The sequence below is a fragment of the Caballeronia sp. GACF4 genome (genome assembly GCF_023631025.1).
Taxonomy (GTDB): Bacteria; Pseudomonadota; Gammaproteobacteria; order Burkholderiales; family Burkholderiaceae; genus Caballeronia.
Genome location: NZ_JALQDW010000018.1, coordinates 707,389 through 732,080, shown reverse-complemented (window position 1 = coordinate 732,080; position 24,692 = coordinate 707,389). Strand labels below are relative to the sequence as shown.

24 protein-coding genes are annotated in these 24,692 nt (G+C 61.7%); 19 read left to right on the top strand and 5 right to left on the bottom strand.

The annotated features are described in order from the left end of the window. Positions 1 to 63: 63 nt before the first annotated feature. Complete coding sequence (locus NCR40_RS18435; RefSeq protein ID WP_250510206.1) at positions 64 to 1,938, bottom strand: OmpA family protein; 1,875 nt, start codon at positions 1,936 to 1,938, stop codon at positions 64 to 66. A gap of 148 nt (positions 1,939 to 2,086) precedes the next feature. Further along, a complete protein-coding gene (locus NCR40_RS18430; protein WP_244829357.1) occupies positions 2,087 to 2,266 on the bottom strand; it encodes a hypothetical protein in 180 nt (59 codons plus the stop codon). Between the two features lie 203 nt (positions 2,267 to 2,469). Here NCR40_RS18430 and NCR40_RS18425 point away from each other — a divergent pair, with 203 nt between their 5' ends. Then, complete coding sequence (locus NCR40_RS18425; RefSeq protein WP_250467363.1) at positions 2,470 to 2,766, top strand: YciI-like protein; 297 nt, start codon at positions 2,470 to 2,472, stop codon at positions 2,764 to 2,766. On the opposite strand, the gene NCR40_RS18420 is transcribed toward NCR40_RS18425, so the two are convergent. After that, the gene (locus NCR40_RS18420; protein ID WP_244829359.1) at positions 2,763 to 3,755 is read right to left on the bottom strand and encodes a LysR family transcriptional regulator; all 993 of its coding nucleotides are present in this window, start codon (positions 3,753 to 3,755) and stop codon (positions 2,763 to 2,765) included. The genes NCR40_RS18425 and NCR40_RS18420 overlap by 4 nt on opposite strands. A gap of 194 nt (positions 3,756 to 3,949) precedes the next feature. Beyond that, a complete protein-coding gene (locus tag NCR40_RS18415; protein WP_244829360.1) occupies positions 3,950 to 5,215 on the bottom strand; it encodes a mechanosensitive ion channel family protein in 1,266 nt (421 codons plus the stop codon). A 192-nt stretch (positions 5,216 to 5,407) separates the two neighbouring features. Between NCR40_RS18415 and NCR40_RS18410 the strand changes: the two genes are divergently transcribed. The 17 genes from NCR40_RS18410 to NCR40_RS18330 all read left to right on the top strand — a co-directional run bounded on the left by NCR40_RS18410 (position 5,408) and on the right by NCR40_RS18330 (position 22,267). After that, complete coding sequence (locus tag NCR40_RS18410; RefSeq protein ID WP_250510205.1) at positions 5,408 to 6,379, top strand: MurR/RpiR family transcriptional regulator; 972 nt, start codon at positions 5,408 to 5,410, stop codon at positions 6,377 to 6,379. Further along, a complete protein-coding gene (locus NCR40_RS18405; RefSeq protein WP_250510204.1) occupies positions 6,376 to 7,344 on the top strand; it encodes an isoaspartyl peptidase/L-asparaginase family protein in 969 nt (322 codons plus the stop codon). Before NCR40_RS18410 ends, NCR40_RS18405 begins: the two co-directional genes overlap by 4 nt. Beyond that, entirely contained in the window at positions 7,341 to 9,233 is a 1,893-nt protein-coding gene (locus NCR40_RS18400) for a dipeptide ABC transporter ATP-binding protein (protein ID WP_250510203.1), read from the top strand. The genes NCR40_RS18405 and NCR40_RS18400 overlap by 4 nt, the downstream gene beginning before the upstream one ends. A gap of 62 nt (positions 9,234 to 9,295) precedes the next feature. Next, on the top strand, positions 9,296 to 10,825 hold the full coding sequence (gene gsiB / locus NCR40_RS18395; protein WP_370652206.1) for a glutathione ABC transporter substrate-binding protein GsiB: 1,530 nt from the start codon (positions 9,296 to 9,298) through the stop codon (positions 10,823 to 10,825). 12 nt (positions 10,826 to 10,837) lie between these two features. Then, positions 10,838 to 11,758, top strand: a complete 921-nt coding sequence (gene gsiC, locus NCR40_RS18390; RefSeq protein ID WP_244829365.1) for a glutathione ABC transporter permease GsiC — start codon at positions 10,838 to 10,840, stop codon at positions 11,756 to 11,758. 7 nt (positions 11,759 to 11,765) lie between these two features. Next, positions 11,766 to 12,665 (top strand): glutathione ABC transporter permease GsiD, encoded by a 900-nt coding sequence (gene gsiD, locus NCR40_RS18385; RefSeq protein ID WP_250510202.1) that lies wholly within the window; start codon positions 11,766 to 11,768, stop codon positions 12,663 to 12,665. Next, positions 12,662 to 13,672 (top strand): DmpA family aminopeptidase, encoded by a 1,011-nt coding sequence (locus tag NCR40_RS18380; protein WP_250510201.1) that lies wholly within the window; start codon positions 12,662 to 12,664, stop codon positions 13,670 to 13,672. Before gsiD ends, NCR40_RS18380 begins: the two co-directional genes overlap by 4 nt. Then, complete coding sequence (locus NCR40_RS18375; RefSeq protein WP_244829368.1) at positions 13,669 to 14,493, top strand: M55 family metallopeptidase; 825 nt, start codon at positions 13,669 to 13,671, stop codon at positions 14,491 to 14,493. Before NCR40_RS18380 ends, NCR40_RS18375 begins: the two co-directional genes overlap by 4 nt. Positions 14,494 to 14,579: 86 nt before the next feature. Then, a complete protein-coding gene (locus NCR40_RS18370; RefSeq protein ID WP_250510200.1) occupies positions 14,580 to 14,798 on the top strand; it encodes a hypothetical protein in 219 nt (72 codons plus the stop codon). A 46-nt stretch (positions 14,799 to 14,844) separates the two neighbouring features. After that, positions 14,845 to 15,222, top strand: coding sequence for a fluoride efflux transporter CrcB (crcB, locus tag NCR40_RS18365; RefSeq protein ID WP_244829370.1), 378 nt, complete (start codon positions 14,845 to 14,847; stop codon positions 15,220 to 15,222). Between the two features lie 129 nt (positions 15,223 to 15,351). Further along, positions 15,352 to 15,843 (top strand): GNAT family N-acetyltransferase, encoded by a 492-nt coding sequence (locus NCR40_RS18360; RefSeq protein ID WP_250493572.1) that lies wholly within the window; start codon positions 15,352 to 15,354, stop codon positions 15,841 to 15,843. 119 nt (positions 15,844 to 15,962) lie between these two features. Beyond that, positions 15,963 to 17,504: a histidine ammonia-lyase gene (gene hutH, locus NCR40_RS18355; RefSeq protein ID WP_250510199.1), complete on the top strand. Its 1,542-nt coding sequence runs from the start codon at positions 15,963 to 15,965 to the stop codon at positions 17,502 to 17,504. Continuing rightward, positions 17,501 to 18,196: a histidine utilization transcriptional repressor HutC gene (gene hutC, locus NCR40_RS18350; RefSeq protein ID WP_250510198.1), complete on the top strand. Its 696-nt coding sequence runs from the start codon at positions 17,501 to 17,503 to the stop codon at positions 18,194 to 18,196. The genes hutH and hutC overlap by 4 nt, the downstream gene beginning before the upstream one ends. Before the next feature lie 2 nt (positions 18,197 to 18,198). Then, positions 18,199 to 18,774: a HutD/Ves family protein gene (locus tag NCR40_RS18345; protein WP_244829374.1), complete on the top strand. Its 576-nt coding sequence runs from the start codon at positions 18,199 to 18,201 to the stop codon at positions 18,772 to 18,774. A 286-nt stretch (positions 18,775 to 19,060) separates the two neighbouring features. Next, positions 19,061 to 19,864, top strand: a complete 804-nt coding sequence (hutG, locus tag NCR40_RS18340) for an N-formylglutamate deformylase (protein ID WP_250510197.1) — start codon at positions 19,061 to 19,063, stop codon at positions 19,862 to 19,864. 314 nt (positions 19,865 to 20,178) lie between these two features. Then, positions 20,179 to 20,487, top strand: coding sequence for a DUF4148 domain-containing protein (locus NCR40_RS18335; protein WP_244829686.1), 309 nt, complete (start codon positions 20,179 to 20,181; stop codon positions 20,485 to 20,487). Positions 20,488 to 20,941: 454 nt separating this feature from the next. Further along, a complete protein-coding gene (locus tag NCR40_RS18330; protein ID WP_250510196.1) occupies positions 20,942 to 22,267 on the top strand; it encodes a DUF1996 domain-containing protein in 1,326 nt (441 codons plus the stop codon). 21 nt (positions 22,268 to 22,288) lie between these two features. On the opposite strand, the gene NCR40_RS18325 is transcribed toward NCR40_RS18330, so the two are convergent. Further along, positions 22,289 to 22,984 (bottom strand): TetR/AcrR family transcriptional regulator, encoded by a 696-nt coding sequence (locus NCR40_RS18325; RefSeq protein ID WP_250510195.1) that lies wholly within the window; start codon positions 22,982 to 22,984, stop codon positions 22,289 to 22,291. A 352-nt stretch (positions 22,985 to 23,336) separates the two neighbouring features. Between NCR40_RS18325 and NCR40_RS18320 the strand changes: the two genes are divergently transcribed. Next, complete coding sequence (locus NCR40_RS18320; protein WP_250510194.1) at positions 23,337 to 24,617, top strand: Zn-dependent hydrolase; 1,281 nt, start codon at positions 23,337 to 23,339, stop codon at positions 24,615 to 24,617. Positions 24,618 to 24,692 lie beyond the last annotated feature (75 nt).

Sequence of the window (24,692 nt, the reverse complement as noted above, 5' to 3'; positions counted from 1 at the left end):
TAAAAAAGCCGTCGCATTTGCGACGGCTTGCAGACAACGAGCAGCGAGTCACCGACCCGCAGCTTATTTCACGACGAACTCGATACGACGGTTGGCGAAACGACCGCTTGCGGTGGCGTTATCGGCGATAGGGTTTGCGTCGCCGTAGCCGTTCGACGTGAGGGAATTCGAAGGCACGCCGGCTTTCATCAAATAGCCGCGCACGGCTTGAGCGCGTTCCCTCGACATTTCCAGTTTGGCTGACGGAACGCCTGTTGCGTCCGAGTATCCCGCGACTTCGAGTTTGACCATCGAACCCTTGGCCGCGCAGTCTTTCAGCAACGCGGCAGTCTGATCCAGCGTGGCATACGCGTCTTGCGGCACGGTTGCGCTGGAGCGTCCGAAGTTGACCACCTGCAGATCGAGCACCTTCGAGAGCTTGTCGCCGGAACAGGAATCTTCCGCGGCGAGCAGTGTCTTCATGGCGCTGCGGAACGATTGCGTGGCATTGGCGACCGCGCTGTCCACGTTGAACGAGCTGACCTGAAACATGTCGCCGAAGGTGGTTTTCAAGCGATCCATCCAGCCGAACTTCGCTTCGGCGGCCGTGCCGCTCAGTTCAACCTTCGAACCCGCGATTTTCGCTTCCGCGCCCGGCACGGCCATTAGCGGCAAGAGATCCGTCACGTGCGAAAGCCACGTGGCGGGACGCGCTTGTGCATCGACGGAAACGTTGGCGCTGTAGTTCTTGCCAAAGTGCTGTTCGAGTGCATCGATCAGACGTTGCTTCTCGGCGTCCGTGGCAACGGTTGCCTCGATCGAAGGAACGCCGGCAGAACTCACGTGGAACAGCAAGCTGGCGTCTTTCGACTTCGCCGGTGCTGCATCGGGTACGGAAGCCGCCGCGATGCCGCTTGCGGCATCGACCGAGGAAGCTATCGTCGTTGCGGATGCCGTGTCCGTGCGCAGCGTGTCTGAACCATTGACTTGTGTCTCGACCGAAGATGCAGCCGGTGTGACCTGCGTGACGGGTGATGCAGCGGTCGACGCTCTCAGGTCGAACTTGTCGCCGTTCGTAAAGCCACGGTAGTACACCGCCGCGAGAATCGCGGCGAGCATGGCAAACAGGAGCCAAATCCATTTGTGCGACTTTTTCGGCGCGGGCTTGCGCACGGGTGCTCGAATTTGGGTCGTTGCGGCCGCGAAAGCGGGGGCGGGAGTGGAAGCAGGCGCAGGCGTGGGCGTGGGTGCGGGCGCGGGTGCGGGTGCGATAGGCGCAATGGCTCGCGGCGCCGGTGGGGCTGTCGTCGCAATGGCCGCCGTTGCCGGAATGGTTGCAATAGCGGGCTCAAGTGCCGGTTCCAGCGTCGAACCGACGGCATCCAGGCGGCCCGCGATATTGCTGGCAAAACCTTCCGTGTTGCCAAGACCAATGGCGGCCGCGATTCCGTTCGAAAGCGTTGCGCGGATTTCGGCTACCTGATCGCGCAACAGCGCGGGCAACGCATGCACCGAAACCTGCGAGAGCAGGAAGTAATGCTTCAGCACACCGAACAACACGGCGGAGAGCATGCCCGAGAGGGCCGATGTAGCTTGTGCCGGCACGCCGGTCTCAATGGAAGCCGCATCTGTCAGAGCGTCGATGCGTTGTCCCGTCGCGCGCGCGGCCATCAAATGTCCGCTTGCTTCGAGGTGTTTGAGGCCACTCGTCGTGGTTATCACGTTGCTCAACTGATCCGCGATAAAAGCGTTCGCGTCCGGCGACATGACGACCGTGTACAGCGCGTTCGCGCCATCAGCAAAAGCCGAACGTTCCATGAGAGATGCAACGAGACCAGGCACTGCGCGTGCGGTCAGCTGCTGAACGATTTGCGCAGGGATACCGAATTTCTGCGATAGCTGTTCCGCGATTTGGTCCGTAATCGCGGACCTGACTGCCTGGACCAGATTGATGCTCATCGACTGTCTATCCTATATGCTGTAGCGCCAGATGAAGGCGCATTGACGCGACGCATTTTATATGCGCAGCTATCCTAAAATATTTTCGAGATACTTATTTACAGAAACCGTTACGTTCGTGTCACGGTTGAGCGGGCATGAGCTCGAATCAGCGTGCCCGAAGGGAAGAATCCGAGAAAAAGCGGGCCACGCGTTTGGCGGCGATTCCGAGCCATGATGCTTCGGATGGCATGGGTTCGTGCTGATGCACGTTCGATGCGAGGATGGCGTAGACCGGGTTCGAATGGACGAACGCGCGATACGACGCATCGAGAGGTGAGGTCCACACGCAAGCACGGCATTCGTGCTTCGAGCAGCTACTGCAGGGAGGTTGATCGCGCTTCATGACGGGTCCTTGACTTAACCTGTCGATGATGTTTGATCCTTGCGGGGAACGCGATCGGACGCTTCTGATTGGAGTCTTAAAATAACTCCGAAAGCATGCAAAATAGGATACTTCGCACGTTCGCAATCACATCGAGGAGACAGACGATGCATTACCTGATGATCTACGAACTCAGCGCCGACTATCTCGAGCGGCGCGCGGAATTTCGCGACGCGCATCTGAAGCTCGCCTGGCAGGCAGCCGAGCGCGGCGAGATCGTGCTGGCCGGTGCGCTCGATGCGCCCGCCGATCGCGCCATATTGCTGTTTCAGGGCGACTCGCCCGCGGCCGCCGAGGCGTTCGCACGTAACGATCCTTACGTGGTGAACGGTCTCGTCGAACGCTGGCAAGTGCGCAAGTGGAACACCGTGGTGGGCGAGGACGCGGCCACGCCCGTTCGTTAGACGTCGGCGGTTTCTTCCGAAGGCCGGTCGCGGCGTGCGGGCGCGTTGCGGCGCGCGGCGCGATAAAGGCTCGTGAGCGTATCGTCCATTTGCTGCGTGCGCTCGAAGAGGTCCGCGAGCCAGTCGACGAATACCGAGACGCGCGGCGTCGCCTGCCGGCTCTTCAAGAACGCCACCGAGACCCGCAGCGGCGGCGACTTCCATTGCGGCAGCACTTCCACCAGTTGCCCCGAGCGCAGATACGGCTGCGCGGCGATCCGCAACGGCTGTATCAGTCCGAGCCCTTCTATGCCGCACGCGAGATACGCGTGTTCATCGGCGACCTGGACGAAGCCGCGCATCTTCATGGTGACGGCTTCACCGTCCACGTCGAAATCGAAATCGGCGGGGCGGCCATTCTTGCTCGACACGCAGTTCACCGCGACGTGCTGCGCGAGTGAATCGACCGATGCGGGCATGCCGTGCTTTTCCAGATACGCGGGACTCGCGCAAGTCACTTGTTCGAGCACGCCAAGCCGCCGCGCGATGAGCCCCGAGTCAGGCAATTCGCCAAGCTGCACGCTGCAATCGACGCCTTCGCCGACCAGATCGACATTACGCATGCCGATGCCGATCGACAGTTCGATCTGCGGATAACGCGCATGGAACTCCGGCAACGCGGGCACGACGATGGACGTCGCGACGGTGTCCGGCATCTCCACGCGCAACCGTCCGCGCAGACGTTCCTCGCCCGCGCCGAAGCCGGATTCGAGTTCGTCGATATCCGCGAGAATCTGCGCGCAACGTTCGTAATAAGCGGCGCCGTCGACCGTGAGGTTCAGGCGGCGCGTGGTGCGGGCGAGCAATTGCACGCCGATCAATGCTTCGAGTTGTTGCACAGTCGTCGAGACGCTTGCACGCGGCATGCCGAGCGATTCGGCAGCGCGCGTGAAGCTGTTCGTATCGACGACACGCGTAAAGACACGCATGGCATGGACGCGATCGATCACGTTGAGTTTTCCTTATTCCGACGATGGAAAGGCGATGCGCGCCACTACACACCGCCGCTTGACCGGGCAGGCGAAGCGGCGGGAAACAAGGCACATCGGCGATGATCACATCGTAAGGATTCGAAACCCTTGCGTGAATACACAAAACTGGACGATTCTTGCCCGATTCTTCCCGCGCCCGTGTGAAGGCGTAATCAAAGCGTCGGCATTTCGCCGCGCAGACGGCCCGAGAGTCCCGACATATCCGCGCCCGACGGCGCTTGGTAGAGCCGCAATCCCATCTCGGGAAGAATGGACAGCAGATGGTCGAAGACATCGCCCTGAATGCGCTCGTACTGCGTCCAGGCGGTCGTCGCGGTGAAGCAGTAGACCTCCACCGGAATGCCCTGCGATTCGGGCTCCATCATGCGCACCATGATCGTCATGTCCTGCCGGATCTCGGGGTGCCGCTGCAAGTAAGCCAGCGCGTAGGCGCGAAACGTGCCGATGTTCGTGAGCCTGCGCCGGTTCGCGGGTTCGTTGGCGAGTTCGCCGAGATTGCGGTTGGCCTGTTCGACTTCCGTTTGTTTTTGCTGCAGATAATCGTGCAGCAGGCGAAAGCGCATGAGACGGTCGGTTTCGTCGTCGCTTAAAAAGCGCACGCATTGCGCGTCGATACGCATGGTCCGCTTGATGCGCCGCCCGCCCGATTCGAACATGTGCCGATAATTGCGATAGCTCTCCGAAAAGAGCTTGTAGGTCGGCACCGTGGTGACCGTGTTGTCCCAGTTCTGCACCTTGACCGTATGCAGCGCGATGTCCTTCACGAAGCCATCGGCGGATGCTTGCGGCATCTCGATCCAGTCGCCTATGCGCAGCATGTCGTTCGACGTGAGCTGCGTGCTCGCGACGAGCGACAGCAGCGTGTCCTTGAACACGAGCAGCAGCACGGCGGACAACGCGCCGAGACCCGAGAGCATCCAGAGCGGCGAACGGTCGATGAGAATGGACAGCACGAGCACGCTGCACACCAGCGCGAGCGCGAGCTTGCCGATCTGGACATAGCCCTTGATGGAGCGCGTCTGCGCTTCCTTGCTCGACGCATAAACGTCCTGCCACGCCGATAACGCGCTGCCCGTCGCGAGGAACACGCACACCCACGCGCCGCTGTGCGCCACACGCTCGATGACCGTCGCCCAGCGGCCGATATGCGGCACGTCGTCGATACCGAGCGCAATGGTCGCAAACGGCACCGCGTACCACAACCGGTGATAGGCGCGCCGGCGGATGAACGCCTGATCCCACGCGGTGTGTCCGGCCAGCACGAGCAGCCGGTGTGCGATCACGAGCACGATGCGCGCGACCACCCACTGCACGAAGAGCGCGACGAGCGCCAGCATGACGATGCCGAAGACCAGCTGCGCCCACGGATGCGTGGGCAAATGCTGTTGCAACTGGTCGGGCAGAAAATCGAGATTCATGGCTTCCACGAAAGGGCGAATGCAAGGCGCCCCGTATTGTGCATGAACGCGCACCATTTCCGCGCGCACGGTTTGCTCGATGACCGTCTTATCGAAAACCCGCGTTCGATGAAAATGAATTTTTTTCGGCGATTGTTTTGGGTAAATATACTTTCATTGCATTTGCTTACAGCGGGAGTTGTTCCAGCGCCCATGTCACGCTCACCAGCGGTCCATCCGTCGACGGATGCCGACGATCTGATCTCCGCGCGCATCGCTGCGGCCATGCCGGGCCTGACGCCGATCCATCAGCGCATGGGCGCGTTCGTGCTCGCCAACCTGTTTCGCTCGGCCACCATGCGGATCGACGAACTGGCGGAAGCGGTCGGGGCATCGGTTGCCACGGCGAACCGCTTTGCGCGCGCGCTCGGTTTTTCCGGCTATCCCGCGTTTCGCGAGGCGCTGGTGCGCGGCTTCGAGGCCACCATCGCGCCGGTCGAACGATTGCGCTCCGCGCTGGAATCGCCCGCTAGCGGCGCGGATGTCTTCGATGCCTCGCTCGCGCAGGCCTCGGCGAATCTGCGTCTTGCCCAGACTTCCGTCGATGCCGCGAAGGCCGTCGCCGTCGTCGAAGCCATTCTCGCGGCGCGCCAGGTCTTCGTGCTCGGTTACGGCGCGAGCGCGTTCCTCGCCGGTCTCATGGAGCATGGCCTCACGCCTTATTGCGCGAACGTGCAGTCGCTCGCGCTGACGGGCGGGCCATCGCATGCGGCGCGGCGTCTGTTCACGGCATCGCGCGAGGATTTGCTCGTTGCCATCGCCTTCCCGCGCTATGTCGACGACACCATCACGCTTGCGCGGCAAGCGCGCGACCATGGCGTGCGCGTGGTTACGCTCACCGACAGCATCGCGTCGCCGCTCGCGCGTATCGCGGATCTCGTGCTGACCATCGGCGCGGAACGGCGGCTCGCCGCCAATTGCGACACCGCCGTGCTTGCCGTCATCGAAGCCTTGTGCGACGCCGTTGCGCATCGCGCGAAGCGTTCGGTCGAGGCGGCATCCAGATTGACCGAATTCGTGCTGCCGTGGCTCGTCGCACCTTCTATCCTCAAGAGTGCGTCCGGCGTGCAAACACCGCGCCGCCGGCAGACTCGACATCCCCACACGGAGCCGCGCGAATCATGAACGCCATTCCGGTCATTGCCATTCACGGCGGCGCCGGCACGATCGTACGCGCCGCGCTCAAGAGCGACGCCGAAGCGCGCTATCACGCGGCGCTCGCGGAGATTCTGCGCGCGGTTGAACGCCTGCTCGCCGATGGCGGCAGCGCACTCGACGCCGTTACCGAAGCCGTGCGTCTGCTCGAAAATTGTCCGCTCTTCAATGCAGGTCACGGTGCGGTCTTCACGTCCGCGGGCACGCACGAACTCGATGCATCCATCATGGACGGCGCGACGCTCGAAGCAGGCGCCGTCTCGTGCGTGACGCGCTTGAAGAACCCGGTGCTCGCCGCGCGCCGCGTGCTCGACGTGAGCGAACACGTGATGTTTACGGCGGCCGGCGCGGAAGCGTTCGCGGCGGCGCAAGGACTCGAATTCGTCGAGCCGTCGTACTTTCATACCGATGCGCGCTACGAGCAATGGCAGAAGGCGCGTGGCGCATCCGGCACAATGCTCGATCACGACGCGGCGACGCTCGCCGCGGGCGAAGACGATCCGCTCGATCCTGCGAAGAAGTTCGGCACGGTCGGCGCGGTGGCGCTCGACGCGCACGGTCATCTCGCGGCCGCGACATCGACGGGCGGCATGACCAACAAGCAGATCGGCCGCGTCGGCGATGCTCCGTTGATCGGCGCGGGCTGCTACGCGAACGATGCGACCTGTGCGGTCTCGACCACGGGCACGGGCGAGATGTTCATGCGCATGCTGGCTGCCTACGACGTGGCGGCGCAGATGGAATATCGCGGGCTGCCGCTCGAAGTCGCCGCGCGCGATGTCGTGATGAACAAGCTGCCGCGTATCGATGGACGCGGCGGACTCATCGCCGTCGATGCAAAGGGCAATGTCACGCTGCCGTTCAATACCGAAGGGATGTATCGCGGATTCGCGCGCGTGGGCGAGCAACCCTTCACGGCGATCTACCGCACATGACGACGTTACCCGACGCACGCGTCATCGACGTACGCGATCTCTCCGTCACTTTCCGCTCGCGCTCGCGCACGGTCGAAGCGGTGCGCAACATGTCTTTTGCCGTCGATCGTGGCGAGACGCTCGCCATTGTCGGCGAATCGGGATCAGGCAAGTCGGTGACGTCGCTTGCGCTCATGCGTCTCGTCGAACACGGCGGCGGCGCGGTGACGGCAGGCAGCATGGCGTTCCGGCGACGCAGCGGGCAAGTGCTCGATCTGGCGCAAGCCTCGTCCGCCACGATGCGCGGCGTGCGCGGCGCCGATATCGCGATGATCTTCCAGGAGCCGATGACCTCGCTCAATCCGGTGTTCACGGTGGGCGATCAAATCGCGGAAGCCATCGCGCTGCATCAGGGCAAGAACCGCGCGGAGGCGAAGAACGAAGTGCTGCGTCTGCTCGATCTCGTGCGCATTCCCGAGGCGCGCCGCGTGTTCGGGCGCTATCCGCATCAGTTGTCGGGCGGTATGCGGCAGCGCGTGATGATCGCCATGGCGCTTTCGTGCCGGCCCGCGCTGCTCATTGCCGACGAACCGACCACCGCGCTCGACGTGACCATTCAGGCGCAGATCCTGCAACTCGTGCGCGGCCTGCAGGACGAGATGAACATGGCCGTGATCTTCATCACGCACGACATGGGCGTGGTCGCGGAAGTGGCGGATCGCGTGCTGGTGATGTATCGCGGCGAGAAGGTGGAGGAAGCCGAATCCGACGCGCTGTTCGCGCGTCCGCGGCATCCGTACACGAAGGCGCTGCTCGCCGCCGTGCCGACGCTCGGCGCGATGCAGGGCACCGATCGCCCCGCCAAGTTTCCGATTCTCGAAGTGGAGCCTGCCGAACTCGCCCCCGACGATGCCAGCGCGCTGCGGCCATCCGCGGCGGTCGAAAGAGAGACGCAGCCCGCCATCGACGAAACCGCGCGGCCAATTTTGCGCGTGCGCGATCTGGTCACGCGCTTTCCGGTGAAGACCGGCATCTTCGGACGCACGACGGCGGCGGTGCATGCGGTCGAGCGCGTGAGTTTCGATCTGCGTCCGGGCGAGACGCTTGCGCTCGTCGGCGAATCGGGCTGCGGCAAGTCCACCACGGGGCGCTCGCTCTTGCGGCTCGTCGAAAGCCAGAGCGGTTCCATCGAATTCGACGGACGCGACATCAGCGCGCTGAAAGGCCCCGAACTTCAGGCGCTGCGCCGCAATATCCAGTTCATCTTTCAGGACCCGTTCGCCTCGCTGAATCCACGTTTGACCGTGGGCTTTTCCGTGATGGAACCGCTCCTCGTCCACAACGTCGCAAGCGGACGCGAAGCGCAACAACGCGTGGATTGGCTGCTCGAAAAAGTCGGCTTGCCGCCCGAAGCCGCGCAGCGTTATCCGCATGAATTCTCGGGCGGGCAACGTCAACGGATCGCCATTGCGCGTGCGCTTGCATTGAACCCGAAAGTCGTGATCGCCGATGAATCCGTCTCCGCGCTCGATGTCTCCGTGCGCGCGCAGATCGTCAATCTCATGCTCGATCTGCAGCGCGAACTCGGCGTCGCGTATCTCTTCATCTCGCACGACATGGCGGTGGTCGAGCGCGTGAGTCATCGCGTGGCGGTGATGTATCTCGGGCAGATCGTCGAGATCGGGCCGCGCGCGGCGGTGTTCGAAGCGCCGCGTCATCCGTACACGAGAAAGCTGATGAGCGCGGTGCCGGTGGCCGATCCCGCGCGCCGTCACGCCAAACGCATGCTCGCCGCCGACGAAATACCGAGCCCGATCCGCCAACTCGGCGATCAACCGGTGGTGGCGAAACTCGTTGCGGTCGGCCCGGACCATTATGTCGCCGAGCATCATGTCGGCGGCGCTTATTAAGCGCTAGTCAAGATCAGTCAAGTCAAAGGAGTCTAACGATGCCGTCAACGAAATCCAGCTCCATGCGCGCGCTTTTAGCCGCGAGCGCATGCGTATTCAGCGCGCTTGCCGCCGCGCCCGCGTTCGCCCAGAGCACCGCCGTGATGGCGGTGGCCTCGACCTTCACGACGATGAACCCCTACGATGCCAACGACACGCTCTCGCAAGCGGTCGCCAAGTCGTTCTATCAAGGGCTCTTCGGCTTCGACAAGGACATGAAGATTCAGCCCGTGCTCGCGACGAGCTACGAAGCGAGTCCGGACGCGAAGGTCTACACGGTCAAGCTGCGGCAGGGCGTGAAGTTTCAGGACGGCACCGACTTCAACGCCGAAGCCGTGAAGACGACCTTCGATTGGGTCACGGACCCGAACAACAAGCTCAAGCGCTACGGTCTTTTCAACAAGATAGAGAAGACCGAAGTGATCGATCCGTACACGGTGAAGATCACGCTCAAGATGCCGTTTTCCGCGTTCATCAACGTGCTCGCGCATCCGGCGGGCGTGATGATTTCGCCGACCGCGTTGAAGCAATACGGCAAGGACATCGCGTTTCATCCGGTCGGCACGGGACCGTTCGAGTTCGTCGAATGGAAGCAGACCGACGACCTGAAGGTGAAGAAGTTCGCGGGCTATTGGAAGAAGGGCTATCCGAAGATCGACATGATCGACTGGAAGCCGGTGGTCGATAACAACACGCGCGCCGCGCTCATGCAAACGGGCGAAGCGGACTTCGCGTTTTCGATTCCGTTCGAGCAGGCCGCGACGCTCAAGGCGAGCCCGAAGGTCGATCTGATCGCGGCGCCTTCCATCATTCAGCGCTACGTGAGCATGAACACGTCGCAGAAGCCTTTCGATAATCCGAAGGTGCGTCAGGCGCTCAACTATGCGATCAACAAGGACGCGCTCGTGAAGGTCGCGTTTGCCGGTTACGCGGTGCCGTCCGAAGGCGTGGCGCCGCCGGGCGTGGACTTCTCGACCAAGCTCGGGCCGTGGAAATACGATCCGGCCAAGGCGCGCGAGCTGCTGAAGGAAGCGGGTTATCCGAACGGTTTCGAGACCGTGTTGTGGTCGGGCTATAACCACACGACGGCGCAGAAGATCATCCAGTTCGTGCAGCAGCAGCTGGCGCAAGTGGGCGTGAAGACCACGATCGAAGCGCTCGAAGCCGGCCAGCGCGTGCAGCGCGTGGAAAGCGCGCCGGAGCCGGCCACCGCGCCGGTGCGCATGTACTACGTCGGCTGGTCGTCGTCGACGGGCGAAGCGGACTGGGCCATCTCGCCCTTGCTCGCGAGTTCGTCGTTTCCGCCGAAGCTCTTCAACACGGCCTATTACAAGAACGATACCGTCGATTCCGATCTGCAAAAGGCGCTCACCACGACCGACCGCAAGGAGAAGACGCAGCTTTACGCCGACGCGCAAAAGCGCATCTGGGACGACGCCCCGTGGATCTTCCTCGTCACGGAGAAAGTGGTATATGCGCGCAGCAAGCGTCTGACGGGCGCTTACGTCATGCCCGACGGCTCGTTCAATTTCGACGACATCGCGATCAAGTAAAGCGCCTCGACGATGCTTACCTTCCTCGCCAAACGCCTCTTCGGGCTCTTGCCGACGCTCTTCATCGTCGCGGTGCTGGTGTTCCTGTTCGTGCACATGTTGCCGGGCGATCCCGCGCGTTTGGCCGCCGGACCCGAAGCGGATCAGGCGACGGTTGCGCTCGTGCGGGCCGATCTCGGTCTCGACAAGCCCTTGCCGCAGCAATTCGCGAGCTTCTTCGGCAAGATCGTGCACTTCGACTTCGGCATGTCCACGCGCAGCAAGCGGCCGGTGAGTACGGAGATCGGCGAGCGCTTCATGCCGACGCTCTGGCTCACGCTCGCGAGCATGGCGTGGGCCGTGGCGTTCGGCATGGCGATAGGCATCGTCTCGGCGGTCTGGCGCAACCAGTGGCCGGACCGGCTCGGCATGACCATCGCGGTATCGGGCATCTCGTTTCCCGCCTTCGCGCTCGGCATGTTGCTGATGGAAATCTTCTCGGTGAAGCTCGGCTGGCTGCCTATCGTCGGCGATGGTTCGTGGCAGAGCTACGTGCTGCCGTCGCTCACGCTCGGCGCGGCCGTGGCCGCCGTGATGGCGCGCTTCACGCGCGCGTCGTTCGTCGAAGTGCTCGGCGAGGACTTCGTGCGCACCGCGCGCGCGAAGGGCGTGCACGAGCCGATGGTTATCGTCAAACACTGCCTGCGTAACGCGATGATTCCCGTCGTCACCATGATGGGCCTGCAGTTCGGCTTCCTGCTGGGCGGCTCGATCGTGGTCGAGAAAGTGTTCAACTGGCCGGGGCTCGGGCGCCTGCTCGTCGATGCCGTCGAGATGCGCGACTATCCCGTGATCCAGGCCGAAGTGCTGCTGTTTTCGCTGGAGTTCATCGTCATCAATCTGGTGGTCGATGTCCTCTACGCGGTCATCAACCCGACCATTCGTTTCAAGTGAGGACCGCATGAGTGTGACAGCCACAGAGGCGAAGGTCGCGGTCGCGCCGCAACAGGAGATCCGCACGCCGTGGACGGAGTTCTGGCGCAAGCTCAAGCGTCAGCCCGTGGCGCTCGCGGCGGCCGTGTTCGTCGTGCTTCTGATCCTGATCGCGGTGATCGCGCCGTATATCGCGCCTTACGACGCGGAAAATTATTTCGATTACGACGCGCTCAACGCGGGGCCTTCGGCAGCGCACTGGTTCGGTGTCGACTCGCTCGGCCGCGACATTTTGAGCCGCATTCTCGTCGGCAGCCGCATTTCGCTCTCGGCGGGCTTGCTGTCGGTCGTGATCGGCGCGGTGATCGGCACGTTCTTCGGGCTGCTCGCGGGCTACTACGAAGGCTGGTGGGACCGCATCGTCATGGGTATTTCGGACGTGCTGTTCGCGTTCCCCGGCATTCTGCTCGCCATCGGCGTGGTGGCCATTCTCGGTAACGGCATGATCAACGTGATCTGCGCGGTGGCTATCTTCAGCATTCCCGCGTTCGCGCGGCTTGTGCGCGGCAACACGCTCGCGCTCAAGCACCTGACGTATATCGAGGCGGCGCGCAGCATAGGCGCGTCGGACTGGACCATCATCATGCGGCACATTCTGCCGGGGACCATTTCCTCGGTCGTCGTGTATTTCACCATGCGTATCGGCACGTCGATCATCACGGCGGCGAGTCTCTCGTTTCTCGGCCTCGGCGCGCAGCCGCCGACGCCCGAGTGGGGTGCGATGCTCAACGAAGCCCGCGCCGACATGGCGATGGCACCGCATGTCGCCATCTTCCCGAGCCTCGCCATCTTTCTGACGGTGCTTGCGTTCAATTTGCTCGGCGACGGTCTGCGCGACGCGCTCGATCCCAAGCTCGACCGGCCGTGAAGCCGCCGCATATCGGCGTGCTCGACGCGGGCGCGCGCAACAGCATTGCGGACGTGCGGGGCGTGAGCGTTGGCCATTACACCCTCGCCGATGGCGCGATTCAAACCGGCGTGACGGTGGTGCGCGCGCATGACGGCGATGCGTATCGCAACAAGACGCCAGCGGCGGCATGCGTCATCAACGGCTTCGGCAAGAGCGTCGGGCTCGTGCAGATCGATGAACTCGGCGTGATCGAAACGCCTGTCGCGCTCACCAACACCTTCGCGGCGGGCACGGTGGCGAACGCGCAGATCCGCGCGGCGCTCGAAGGCAATCCGCGCATTGGCCGCGACTGGCCGAGCGTGAATCCGCTAGTGCTCGAATGCAACGACGGCTTTCTGAACGACATGCAGGCGTTCGCCGTCGAAGAAGCGCATTACCGGCATGCGCTCGCTTCGTGTTCGCCGGACTTCGCGCGCGGCGCCGTGGGCGCGGGACGCGGCATGTCGTGCTTCGACTTGAAGGGCGGGATTGGCACGGCCTCGCGTGTCGTCGATATCGGCGATGAACGCTACACCACGGGCGCGCTCGTGCTCGCCAACTTCGGACGCTTGCCGCAACTCACGATTGCCGGCGATGCCATTGGACGCACGCTGCAAGCGCAGGCGCCACAACGCGAGCAAGGTTCGATCATCATGCTGATCGCCACCGATGCACCGCTCGATGCGCGGCAGCTTCGCCGTCTCGCCATGCGCGCCGCAGCCGGGCTCGCGCGCACCGGTTCGGTCTTCGGTCACGGTAGCGGCGACATTGCGCTGGCGTTTTCGACGGCGTACACCGTGCCTCATGACGCCGAGTTCATCGACTTGCCGCGCTTGCTGCCGGACGCGCGTCTCGATCCGCTCTTTCAATGCGTGGCGGACGCCACCGAACAGGCCATTCTCGACGCGCTCTTCAGCGCCGAAAGCGTCACGGGCCGCGACGGGCATCGTCGCGCGTCGCTCAACGAAGTGTGGAAAAGCCAATGAAAGTGTTGATCTCGGTGGATATCGAAGGCGTCGCGGGCGTGTTTCATCCGGAGCAAACGCGCGCGGGCAACGGCGAATACGAACAGGCGCGCCGCTTCATGACGAACGAAGCGAACGCCGCCGTGCTCGGTGCCTTCGATGGCGGCGCGACCGAAGTCTGGGTCAACGATTCTCACGGCGGCTTTCGTAATCTATTGCCGAACGCGTTCGATCCGCGCGCGCGTCTCGTGCTCGGCAAGCCGCGCACGCTCGGCATGATGGCGGGACTGGAGGCATCGCCGGAACTGGTGTTCATGGTCGGCTATCACGCGCGGGCGCAGAGTCGCGGAATTCTCGCGCATACCATCAACAGCGCTGCATTTGCGCGCGTGATGCTCGACGGAGAAGAGGTTGGCGAGGCCGCGCTATATGGGCAGCTTGCCGAGGCGCGCGGCGCACGCGTCGCGCTCATCACGGGCGACGACGTGTTCGGCGCGGAGACCTTGCCCGTGTTCCCGGATGCGAACTTCGTTTGCGTGAAGACGGCGCACGGCTATTCGAGCGGCGTTACGGATACGCCTGAAGCCGCGTGCGCATCGATCAGGCGCGCGGCGAAGGAGACGGTCGAGGCCTCGCGTCATTCAAGTTCACGCGCACACCATGCACCGGACTCACGCCGTTGCGAACTGCGCACGCAAAGCTCCGCTTATGCCGATCTCTTCTGTCAGTGGCCGACGCTCGAACGGCTCGATGCCGTCACGCTCGCCTTCGATGCGCCCGGCATCGAACAGGTCGTACGCACACTCAATTGCCTTTCGGCAATGTCCTTCATGTTACGGTGAACGGAGGAACTATCGTTAGAATGGAGGTCTTGGCTGATCGGTCATCGGCACGGTACTTTCTTCAACGATTTTTTGCAGGCGCTTTCATGCACGACGTGAAGCTCGAACACAACGACGATGTGACGCTCGATCCCGCCGCTCCGCAACTCGTCATGCGCGGCTCGCTTTTCATCGACGGCCACGAAGCCGGTTGCTGGGAAGAGCGGCGCAATGGCACATGGGCGGCGCGGCTGCGGCACGCCGAGCAGTGGATCGTCGAGACGAGCCGCGCGGCGCTGATCGAGCGGCTTGCCACTGACGCCTGAGCGCATCCCGAGTGCGGACAACCTTTCAATCAAATCGATTTTATTTATGTATTTGTCGATCATCGCGGTGGGAATAGGCGGCGGGCTGGGATCGCTGCTTCGTTGGGCGCTCGGTTTGCGCCTCAATGGAATCTTTCCAAACCTGCCGCTCGGCACCTTTGCATCGAATGTGATTGCCGGATACATCATCGGCGTGGCGGTCGCGACCTTTGCGCGCTTGCCGGACATCTCCGTTGAATGGCGTCTCTTCGTCACGACCGGTCTGATGGGCGGCTTGTCCACGTTCTCCACGTTCTCGGCCGAAGTGGTCGCGCATCTTCAGCAAGGGCGGCCCGGCTGGGCGCTCGCGGAGATCGCGCTGCACGTCGGCGCGTCGCTCGCAATGACCGCGCTCGGTATTGCGACGGTGGCCTGGGTCAGCTGATCCACGCACGTTGCCGCAGCGCCGCGTTCCGCATGAACTCCTACTTTTTTCCCGCGTGTCTTCACGCTCTTTCGCCGCTGCTTCGCGCACGCGGCTTGTTTCTTTTGACTGCAATACGAAGGTGATGAGATGGTCGAGTTCGAGTTCGAGTCCCAGTTCCCGAGAGTTGACATCAGACCGTACCAGGCGAGTGACCTCGACGGCGTGATCGATCTGTTCGTGCGCGCCGTTCGTGAAAGCGCGTCCGAGTACTACAGCCCGGCACAAATCGATGCCTGGGCGCAAACCGACCGCGAGGAGTGGCATGCCGCCCGCCTCAGCCGGCCAACCTGGGTGGCATTCACGGACGACGAGCTCGCCGGTTTCGCCGATGTCCACGAAAACGGGCTCATCGACATGATGTTCGTCGAGCCGAGGCATCAGCGCAAAGGCGTGGCCACCGCGCTGCTCGCGTCCATCGAGGAGCATGCCGAGAAAAACGGCATGCGCGTGCTGCACACGTATGCGAGCTTGGGCTCGCAGCCGTTCTTCGAGTATTGCGGCTTCACCATGCTGCTTGCGCGGGCTGTCGAGGTGCGGGGGCAGCGCTTCGCGCAACTCGTGATGGAGAAAGTGCTGTAGCTGTATAGACAAGTCAAGCGCTATGTTCGGGATTGCCTCGGTGTAATCCCGGATAGCCCCTTGTTTCGTCCTTTCTGCCCGTTTAGACTTGTGCCTAACTTGTATAGACAGGAAGAAACATGATTACGCTCACGCCTGGCAAGCTCACGCTGCCGCAATTGCGCCGCATCGCGCGCGGATCGGATTCGCTGAGTCTCGATCCCGCGAGCTTCGCCGCTATCGACGCGAGCGCGCGCGCCGTTGCCGCGATCGCCGCCAAGGGTGATCCGGCCTACGGCATCAATACGGGCTTTGGGCGGCTCGCCAACACTCACATTCCCGCCGATCAGCTCGAACTTCTGCAGCGCAACCTGGTGCTGTCGCATGCGGTCGGCGTCGGCGAACCGATGTTGCGACCGGTCGTGCGTCTTTTGATGGCCCTCAAGCTGTCGAGTCTCGGGCGAGGCCATTCGGGCATTCGCCGCGAAGTGATCGACGCCCTCGTCACGCTTTTCAATGCCGATGTATTGCCCGTCATCCCCGTGAAAGGCTCGGTCGGCGCGTCGGGCGATCTCGCGCCGCTCGCGCATATGTCGACGGTGCTGCTCGGTATAGGCGAAGTCATGGTGCGCGGCGAACGCGCAAGCGCGCTAGATGGCCTCAAGCTGGCCGGGCTCGAACCGCTCACGTTGCAGGCGAAGGAAGGGCTCGCGCTGTTGAACGGCACGCAGGCATCGGCGGCGCTCGCGCTTTACAACCTCTTTGCCATCGAGGACCTGTTCCGCACCGGCCTCGTTGCGGGCGCGCTGTCCGTCGACGCGGCCGCAGGCTCCGTCGTGCCGTTCGATGCACGTATCCATGAGTTGCGCGGACATCGCGGGCAGATCGATTCGGCGGCGGCGTATCGCACGTTGCTGGCGGGCTCGGGCATCAACCTGTCGCACGCCGATTGCGAGAAGGTTCAGGACCCGTACAGCCTGCGCTGTCAGCCGCAAGTGATGGGCGCGTGTCTCGATCAGATGCGTCATGCGGCCGACGTGCTCTTGATCGAATCGAACGCGGTTTCCGACAATCCGCTGATTTTCCCGGACACGGGCGAAGTGCTCTCAGGCGGCAACTTTCACGCGGAACCCGTTGCCTTCGCCGCCGATAACCTCGCGCTCGCCGCCGCCGAAATCGGCGCGCTGGCCGAGCGCCGCATCGCGCTTCTGATCGACTCGACGCTTTCCGGCTTGCCGCCGTTTCTCGTACGCGATGGCGGCGTGAACTCCGGCTTCATGATCGCGCATGTGACGGCGGCGGCGCTCGCGTCCGAGAACAAGACGCTCGCGCATCCTGCTTCCGTCGATTCCTTGCCGACCTCGGCGAATCAGGAAGATCACGTGTCCATGGCGACCTTTGCCGCGCGCAAGCTCGGCGATATCGCGAGCAACACGGCCAATATTCTCGCCATCGAACTGCTTGCGGCAGCGCAAGGCGTCGATCTGCGCGCGCCGCATCGCACGAGCGCGCCGCTTATCGACGTGATGCAGACCATCCGCGCGCAAGTCGCGCATTACGACCTCGATCATTACTTCGCGCCCGATATCGCCGCCATTGCGACGCTCGTGCAGGCGGGCGAAATTGCAAAGCACAGTCCGTTTTCCTTTGCCTCGGAACAGAGCGCGGATCAAAGCGCATGAGCACGCCCGCGTATCAGGAGATCAAGGACTACATCCTCGAGCGCATTCACGGCGGCGAATGGAAGGAGGGCGATCAGGTGCCCTCCGAGAACGAGCTCGCGCGCGAGTTCAAAGTGGCGCGCATGACGGTGAATCGCGCGGTGCGTGAACTGACGGCCGAACAGGTGCTCACGCGTGTGCAGGGCGCGGGCACGTTCGTGGCGCAGCCGAAATACGCTTCGACACTGGTCGAGATTCGCAGTATCTCCGATGAAATCGTCGCGCGCGGGCATGCGTATCGCGCGGCGGTGCTGCATCTGGGTGCCTCTATCGTGGATGAAGCGCTAGCGGCCGAAATGCAGCTTGCGCTCGGCAGTCCCGTGTTTCATTCGCGCGTGCTGCACTTCGAAAACGACGAGCCCGTGCAACTCGAAGAGCGCTACGTGAATCCGGCCATTGCGCCCGAGTACGCGCGTCAGGACTTCACGAAGATCACGCCGAATCAATATCTGATGGTGGCCGCGCCCTTGCAGCGGGTCGAATATCGGATCGAGGCGTCGTTGCCATCGCCGGAGATTCGCCATGCGCTCGCGATGAAAGATCACGGACCGTGTCTGCTGCTGCATCGGCGAACATGGTCGCGCGACACGGTGGCGTCGGTCGCGAATCTGTGGCATCCCGGCGACCGCTATCAGTTCACCGGCCACTTTTGATCATGGCAACCGTCCTGCGCGCATCATCGCTCGCGGCCGTGCCGTGGAAGAACGGCGGCGGCATTACGCGCGAACTCGCGGCGGAACCGGAAGGCGCGTCGATGGATACGTTCGCGTGGCGGCTTTCCATCGCGGATGTGTCGGCGGATGGCGCGTTTTCGAGCTTCGCGGGCGTGGATCGCGTGCTGATCCTGCTCGATGGCGCGGGCATGATGCTCGCCGAACCCGACTATGTACATACGTTGAACGAGCCGCTCGCGATGGCGCGCTTTGCCGGCGAAACGCCCATCCACGCGGCGCTCGTGCAAGGTCCGACGCGCGACTTCAACGTGATGACGCGTCGCGGTCGCGCGCATGCTTCGGTGACGAGCCGCTTCGAGTCGCATGAATGGACGCCGGACCACGACGTCACGTTTCTGCATTGCGCGCGCGGCATGTTGAACGTCATGCTGGCCCATGGAGAACGCATCGCGCTCGCAGCGGGCGACAGCTTGCGTATCGAAAGCGCGGACGGACGCGTCGCGTGCGAAGCATCGCAAGATGCGTCGTGGTTGCAGATAGGCATCCATACGCCGTGAACGCGTGGATCGCGCCGGATGCCCGATGGCTGGCGACGCAACATAATGCTCGAATGGATGGAAGACGGCCAACGCGTGCGGCATCGCGCCAACTATCTTTTCGATGCCGCGCTCGACGGAGGAACGCGGCTCCAAAAGCTGGCTTTCCGATAGGGTTTTCTGCGAGCATGGTGAATCGCCGAAACGCGACGTCTTCGTCGGCGGATGCAAGATCATCGACGCAAGTTGTCAGGCGGACGAAGACGCACTGCGTTCATTCATCGACTAATAAAACGCGAGGCATCACATGGACGATTGTGCGATCTACACGCTCGAGCGCGGCACGGCGCCGTTGCTCATCTCGATCCCGCACCGCGGCACACGTATACCCGACGGGCTCGCGCAAGAAATGACGCCAGTCGCGCGGAAAGTGGATGATTGCGACTGGCATCTCGAACGGCTTTATGACTTTGCGCGCGAGATGGGCGCGTCGATTCTGCTGCCGCAATTCGCGCGTTATGTCATTGATTTGAATCGTCCGCCCGATGACGCCAATCTTTATCCGGGCCGCGATACGACTGGCCTCTGTCCCGTCGATACGTTCGAGAAAGAGCCGCTTTATCTCGAAGGTCATGAGCCTTCACGCGAACAGATCGAGGCGCGCCGCGCGCTCTACTGGCAGCCTTATCACGATGCGCTCGCTTCCGAACTTGCCGCCTTGCGCGAGGAACATGGGCACGCGTTGCTGTGGGAGGCGCACTCCATTCGCTCAGTCGTGCCGCGCTTCTTCAATGGCCGGCTCACGGATTTCAACTTCGGCACGGCGGATGGAGCATCGGCGGCGCCTGAACTGGCCGAGCGGCTCGCGCAGGTCGTGGAGTCGGACGGACGTTACACAACGGTGGCTAACGGGCGCTTCAAGGGCGGTTACATAACGCGTCGCTACGGTCAGCCGGCCAACGGGATCCACGCGGTGCAACTGGAGCTCACGCAGGCCACTTACATGAACGAGGCACCGCCTTATTCCTACGATGAGGCGCGCGCGAGCGACGTTCAGCCCTTGTTGCGGGAGTTGGTCGCCGCGGCGTTGGAGCATGTGAAAGCGCCCTGATTTTAGCTGGCGTCAGGATGACCATTGTCTGACGCCGCTGTAATGATGTTTTCGGCGACACTGGTGGTACTGCCATCAATCTGGCGCGGAAGTATTAATATAAACAATGACTTAAAGGCTGTCGAACTGCGGAGGCCATGCAGTTGCGCGTCCGCTATTGTTGCGACTTCGACAAATATGTTTCCTGCAAATCGGGGTTTCCCCTAAGTCGCGTCCCTCCTACACTGTTTTCAAGCGAAACGAAATCAGAAACTGTTTAAAAGCTTCCGGCTTCGTCTTCGATTTCAAAACAAAATTCCAGGAGGTTCATCATGATCAAGTCTTTCGTTCCGGCTCTCGTTATTGCTTCGGCTCTGGCCGCTCCGACTTTCGCCTTTGCACAAAGCAACGGCCCTGTGACCCGCGCAGAAGTTCGCGCCGAGCTGGTCCAGTTGGAAAAGGCTGGCTATAACCCGTCGACGGACCACGCGTTCTACCCGCAAAACATCCAGGCAGCCGAAGCACGCGTGGATGCACAGCAAGGTACGTCGTCGTACGGCGCATCGACTGCGGGTTCGTCGCAAGCGGGCGCACGTCCGTCAGCGTCGATGTCGGATCGTAACTCGGTCTACTTCGGTCATTAATAGATCGAATAACAGCAAGTTGCAGTGGTGGTGGCAGTAGCAGTGGCAGTTGAAGGTGAGGTAGATGGCAGAAAGCGTAGTAACTTGCGAGAAGTGTAGTAGAGCAGTTCTGCAGAAAGCAGCACCAGGAACGCCGACCGCGATTTTTGCGGCCGGCGTTTTTTATTTCGACGCGTTGTTTAATGCGGCGATCGCTCGATTTAACCGGCGCGAAAAAAGAAACGCAGATCGGTTTTGTTCACTTTCGAAATGAGTCGGCTTATGTGCACGAGTTAAATATCGCGCGTACTTGCAAAGGAGCGTCAATAAAATAATAAAACGAGGCTCTCTCGATGTCCCGGTATCCTAGAATTCATGTGGCAGAACGACGGCCAATAAATTCAAAGGTCGATATTCAACGTGAATCAATGCTTGCGGCGAGCATTTCACTTTATCGAGAGAGCTGAGAATAGTCATGAAAAAAGCCACCTCCTTGCTGCGACTTCTATTGCTAATCGTCCTAGCAGCTACGACAACCGGCGTTTATGCCGGTCAGTTCAGCGTACAGTGCGCGTATTCTCACACGAAGCCCGACGATTCCATTGTTCGTTACGGATTACCCGGACTCGCCATGCAGCACGATTTTTTCGGCAACCGATCGACCGATGCCTTTAGCGACCTCGCAAAGCTGAATGTGAATAAAGCCACGACGTGCAACATTACGGCCGATGCGTCCGCTTATTGGGTGCCGCAATTGAAGCGCGCCGCCGGAATAGTGGTCCCCGACTTCCAGAAGACCTACTACCAAAAGAACACCGAGCTCCCGGTCGTCACCGCTATCCCACAAGGTCTGGAGATGCTCGCCGGCGACCACCACGGAACCGCGGCAAATCCGGCTATTGCATATTTTTGCCAGAATGTAGGCTACATGGCGAATCCGCCGACGAGTTGTCCCGTTGTGAACGGCAACGCGCAGTTTGACATCGTGATCTATTTTCCAGACTGTTGGGACGGCGAGCACATTAAACCGGATTTCTCCTCGGGCGTTCAGAACATGGCTTACCACAATAACAAAGATGGTTCATGTCCCGAAGCGTATCCGATCAAGATTCAGCAACTGCAATTAAACTTGCAATACACGCTTGGCAATAACGGCGATCTGAACGGTGCGCAGTTGTCGATGGACCCGATCATGGTGAACGGCGTGCTGACGCCGCAATGGGGCAGTTTATATACCGCTCACGCCGACTTTATCAATGCATGGAAGCCGGATAGCCTTCAATACGCGACCGACAATTGTTCCAATAATGGAAACACCGCGTGCAGCAGCGATATTCCGACCTACTACGTAAAGTCCAGTTCGGATACGTGGCTTGACTCCGGCGGCACTCCGCACAATGCAGACGAGAAACTGCGCGTAGGTCCGGGCGACATTATTTTCATGAAGTTTCCGACGCCCGTAATCACGGACTATACCTATCAAACCGCGTTCATACAGACTCAGGGTGGCGACGTCACCGACTCCACGGCGGTCTACTTGTACCTATTCGCCGCCGCAACCAATTGGGACGATCAAAACAAGTCACCTACCGGAAGTGCCCGCACGCCGCAGTCCGTTGGCGCGATTTACCTCGACAACGTTAATAAACTCCGGATAAATTCCATCGACGCGTACGTCAAGCAGCAAATTGCCGCGAAGGCGCCTGAAATTGCTATCTGCATTAAAAACAACACGAGCAAGGTCGTCGAATTCAACTCGCGCGAAGTGAAAAACGGCGTGCCTGCACTGTTTTTGAAATAACGCTGGCCGCCACCTAGGCGGCTATCGGATTTCGTTGCCCGGCGAACGCGCGCCACACGCGCGAAGCACCAGCCGCACGACTTCCTCGGTCTCCTCGTCGAACGCCTTTCGAGTCAGCGCGCGCTTGCCCTTCAGCGCGCGAATTTGCGCGTCGAAATCGGCGTAATGCTGAGTGATCGCCCATATCAGAAACATGAAGGTCTGCGGTTCGACAGGCGCAAGCAGTCCACGCGCGATCCATCCTTCGATTACCGTGACGCGCGTATCGAGCCACGGTTTTACGCGTTCGTTCAACACGTCTTGCATGTGATGCGCGCCGTGAATGATCTCGCTTGCCCAGACTTTCGATCCGAGCGGCCGGCGCCGCGACAACTCCATCTTTGCGCGCACATAACCGCCGATCGCTTCGGCAGGATCGTCGCTGCATTCGAACGTATCCGCCGCGCGATGCCAGTCTTCGAAGAGGTCTTCGAGCACGCGTCGATAGAGCGCGAGCTTGGTCGGGAAGTAGTAATGCAGATTGGCTTTCGGCAGGCCGGCGCGCTCGGCGATCATCGCGGTGCTCGCGCCTTCGAGGCCTTTCTCGGCGAAAACGGCTTCGGCGCAAGCTAAAAGGTGAGCCTCGTTGGTCTCGCGAATTTGTGCCTTGCGCCGCCGCAAAGGCGGAACGACGTTATTGCTTTCTTCGATGCCGGGCGACGCTTCGTCGTGTCTCATTGTTCCTTCCGTAGGCCTCGTGTGCCGCATCGTGCCTGATTTGCGGCGTTCGTGCATGCCGCGCTGTTCTCAATTCTGCATGCCTCAGCAAGTTCGACCAAGTGATGCTGCAGCGCAATGGCACGCTTCTCGCTCTGTTCGCTTCAACACGAAAGACGTTGATTTGCTTATTTTAATCGGCTACAACCTGTCCAGTCGGACAGGATTTGAAGCGAAGCCGAATGGCTCGAATGCAGCATCGATCGTACAAGTAAAAGCATGCACCGCACGCGTGCAAGTCTGCACCCGCCGCGCGCCGGATGCACGAAAAGCAGTCCCCGACATACGAAGTTCATCGTAAGGAGCGAGGCGCATGAACGCGGTTACGGATGCAATGAGAGAGGCTGGTCTCGACACGTCCATCAAGGTCAACGGTCAACGTCTGTGGGACAGCCTGATGTCGATGGCGAAGATCGGCGCAACGCCCAAAGGCGGTGTCTGCCGGCTCGCGCTGACCGATCTGGACAAGCAAGGGCGCGATCTCATCGTGAGTTGGGCGAAAGAAGCGGGCTGCACGGTGAGCGTCGACCAGATGGGCAACGTGTTCATGCGCCGCGCGGGCCGTCATCCCGACGCGCTGCCCGTCATGACGGGCTCTCACGCCGATTCGCAGCCGACGGGCGGCCGCTTCGACGGCATCTACGGCGTGCTCGGCGGCCTCGAAGTCATCCGCACGCTCAACGATCACGGGATCGAGACGGAGCATCCCGTCGAGGTCGTCATCTGGACCAACGAAGAAGGCTCCCGCTTCGCGCCGGCGATGGTCGCATCGGGCGTATTCGCAGGCGTGTTCTCGCTCGATTACGGGTTGTCGCGCAAGGACGTCGATGGCAAGACCATCGGCGAAGAACTCGAACGTATCGGTTATGCAGGCGATGTTCCGTGCGGCGGCCGCAAGCTGCACGCGGCGTTCGAATTGCATATCGAGCAGGGCCCGATTCTCGAAGCCGAGGACAAAACCATCGGCGTCGTCACCGATGCGCAGGGCCAGCGCTGGTACGAGATTACGCTGACGGGTCAGGAAGCGCATGCGGGCCCGACGCCCATGCCGCGCCGCAAAGACGCGTTGCTCGGCGCATCGCGCGTGGTGGATCTCGTCAACCGCATCGGACTGGATCACGCGCCGTTCGCCTGCGCCACGGTCGGCATGATGCAGGTCTATCCGAACTCGCGCAACGTGATTCCGGGCCGCGTGTTCTTCACCGTGGACTTCCGTCATCCCGACGACGCCGTGCTCGCGAAAATGGACGCCGCGCTGCGCGAAGGCGTCGAGCGCATTGCGGGCGGCATCGGCCTTTCGACCGAACTCGAGCAGATCTTTTACTACGAACCCATCAAGTTCGATGCCGCGTGCGTCGACTCCGTGCGCGCGGCAGCCAAACGCTTCGGCTATTCGCATCGCGACATGGTGTCGGGCGCGGGCCACGACGCGTGCTACCTCTCGCAAGTCGCGCCGACGTCGATGGTATTCGTGCCTTGCGTCGACGGCATCAGCCATAACGAAGTAGAAGACGCCTCGCAGGAATGGATCGAAGCGGGCGCGAACGTGCTTTTGCACGCCATGCTCGAGCGCGCGTCGGAACCCGTCTCTTAACGGCTATTCGTCGATTTTTTCCAAAGCACCGTTCGCGTCGTCCCGCGCGAACGGCGGGAATCGCTACGTCCTCAT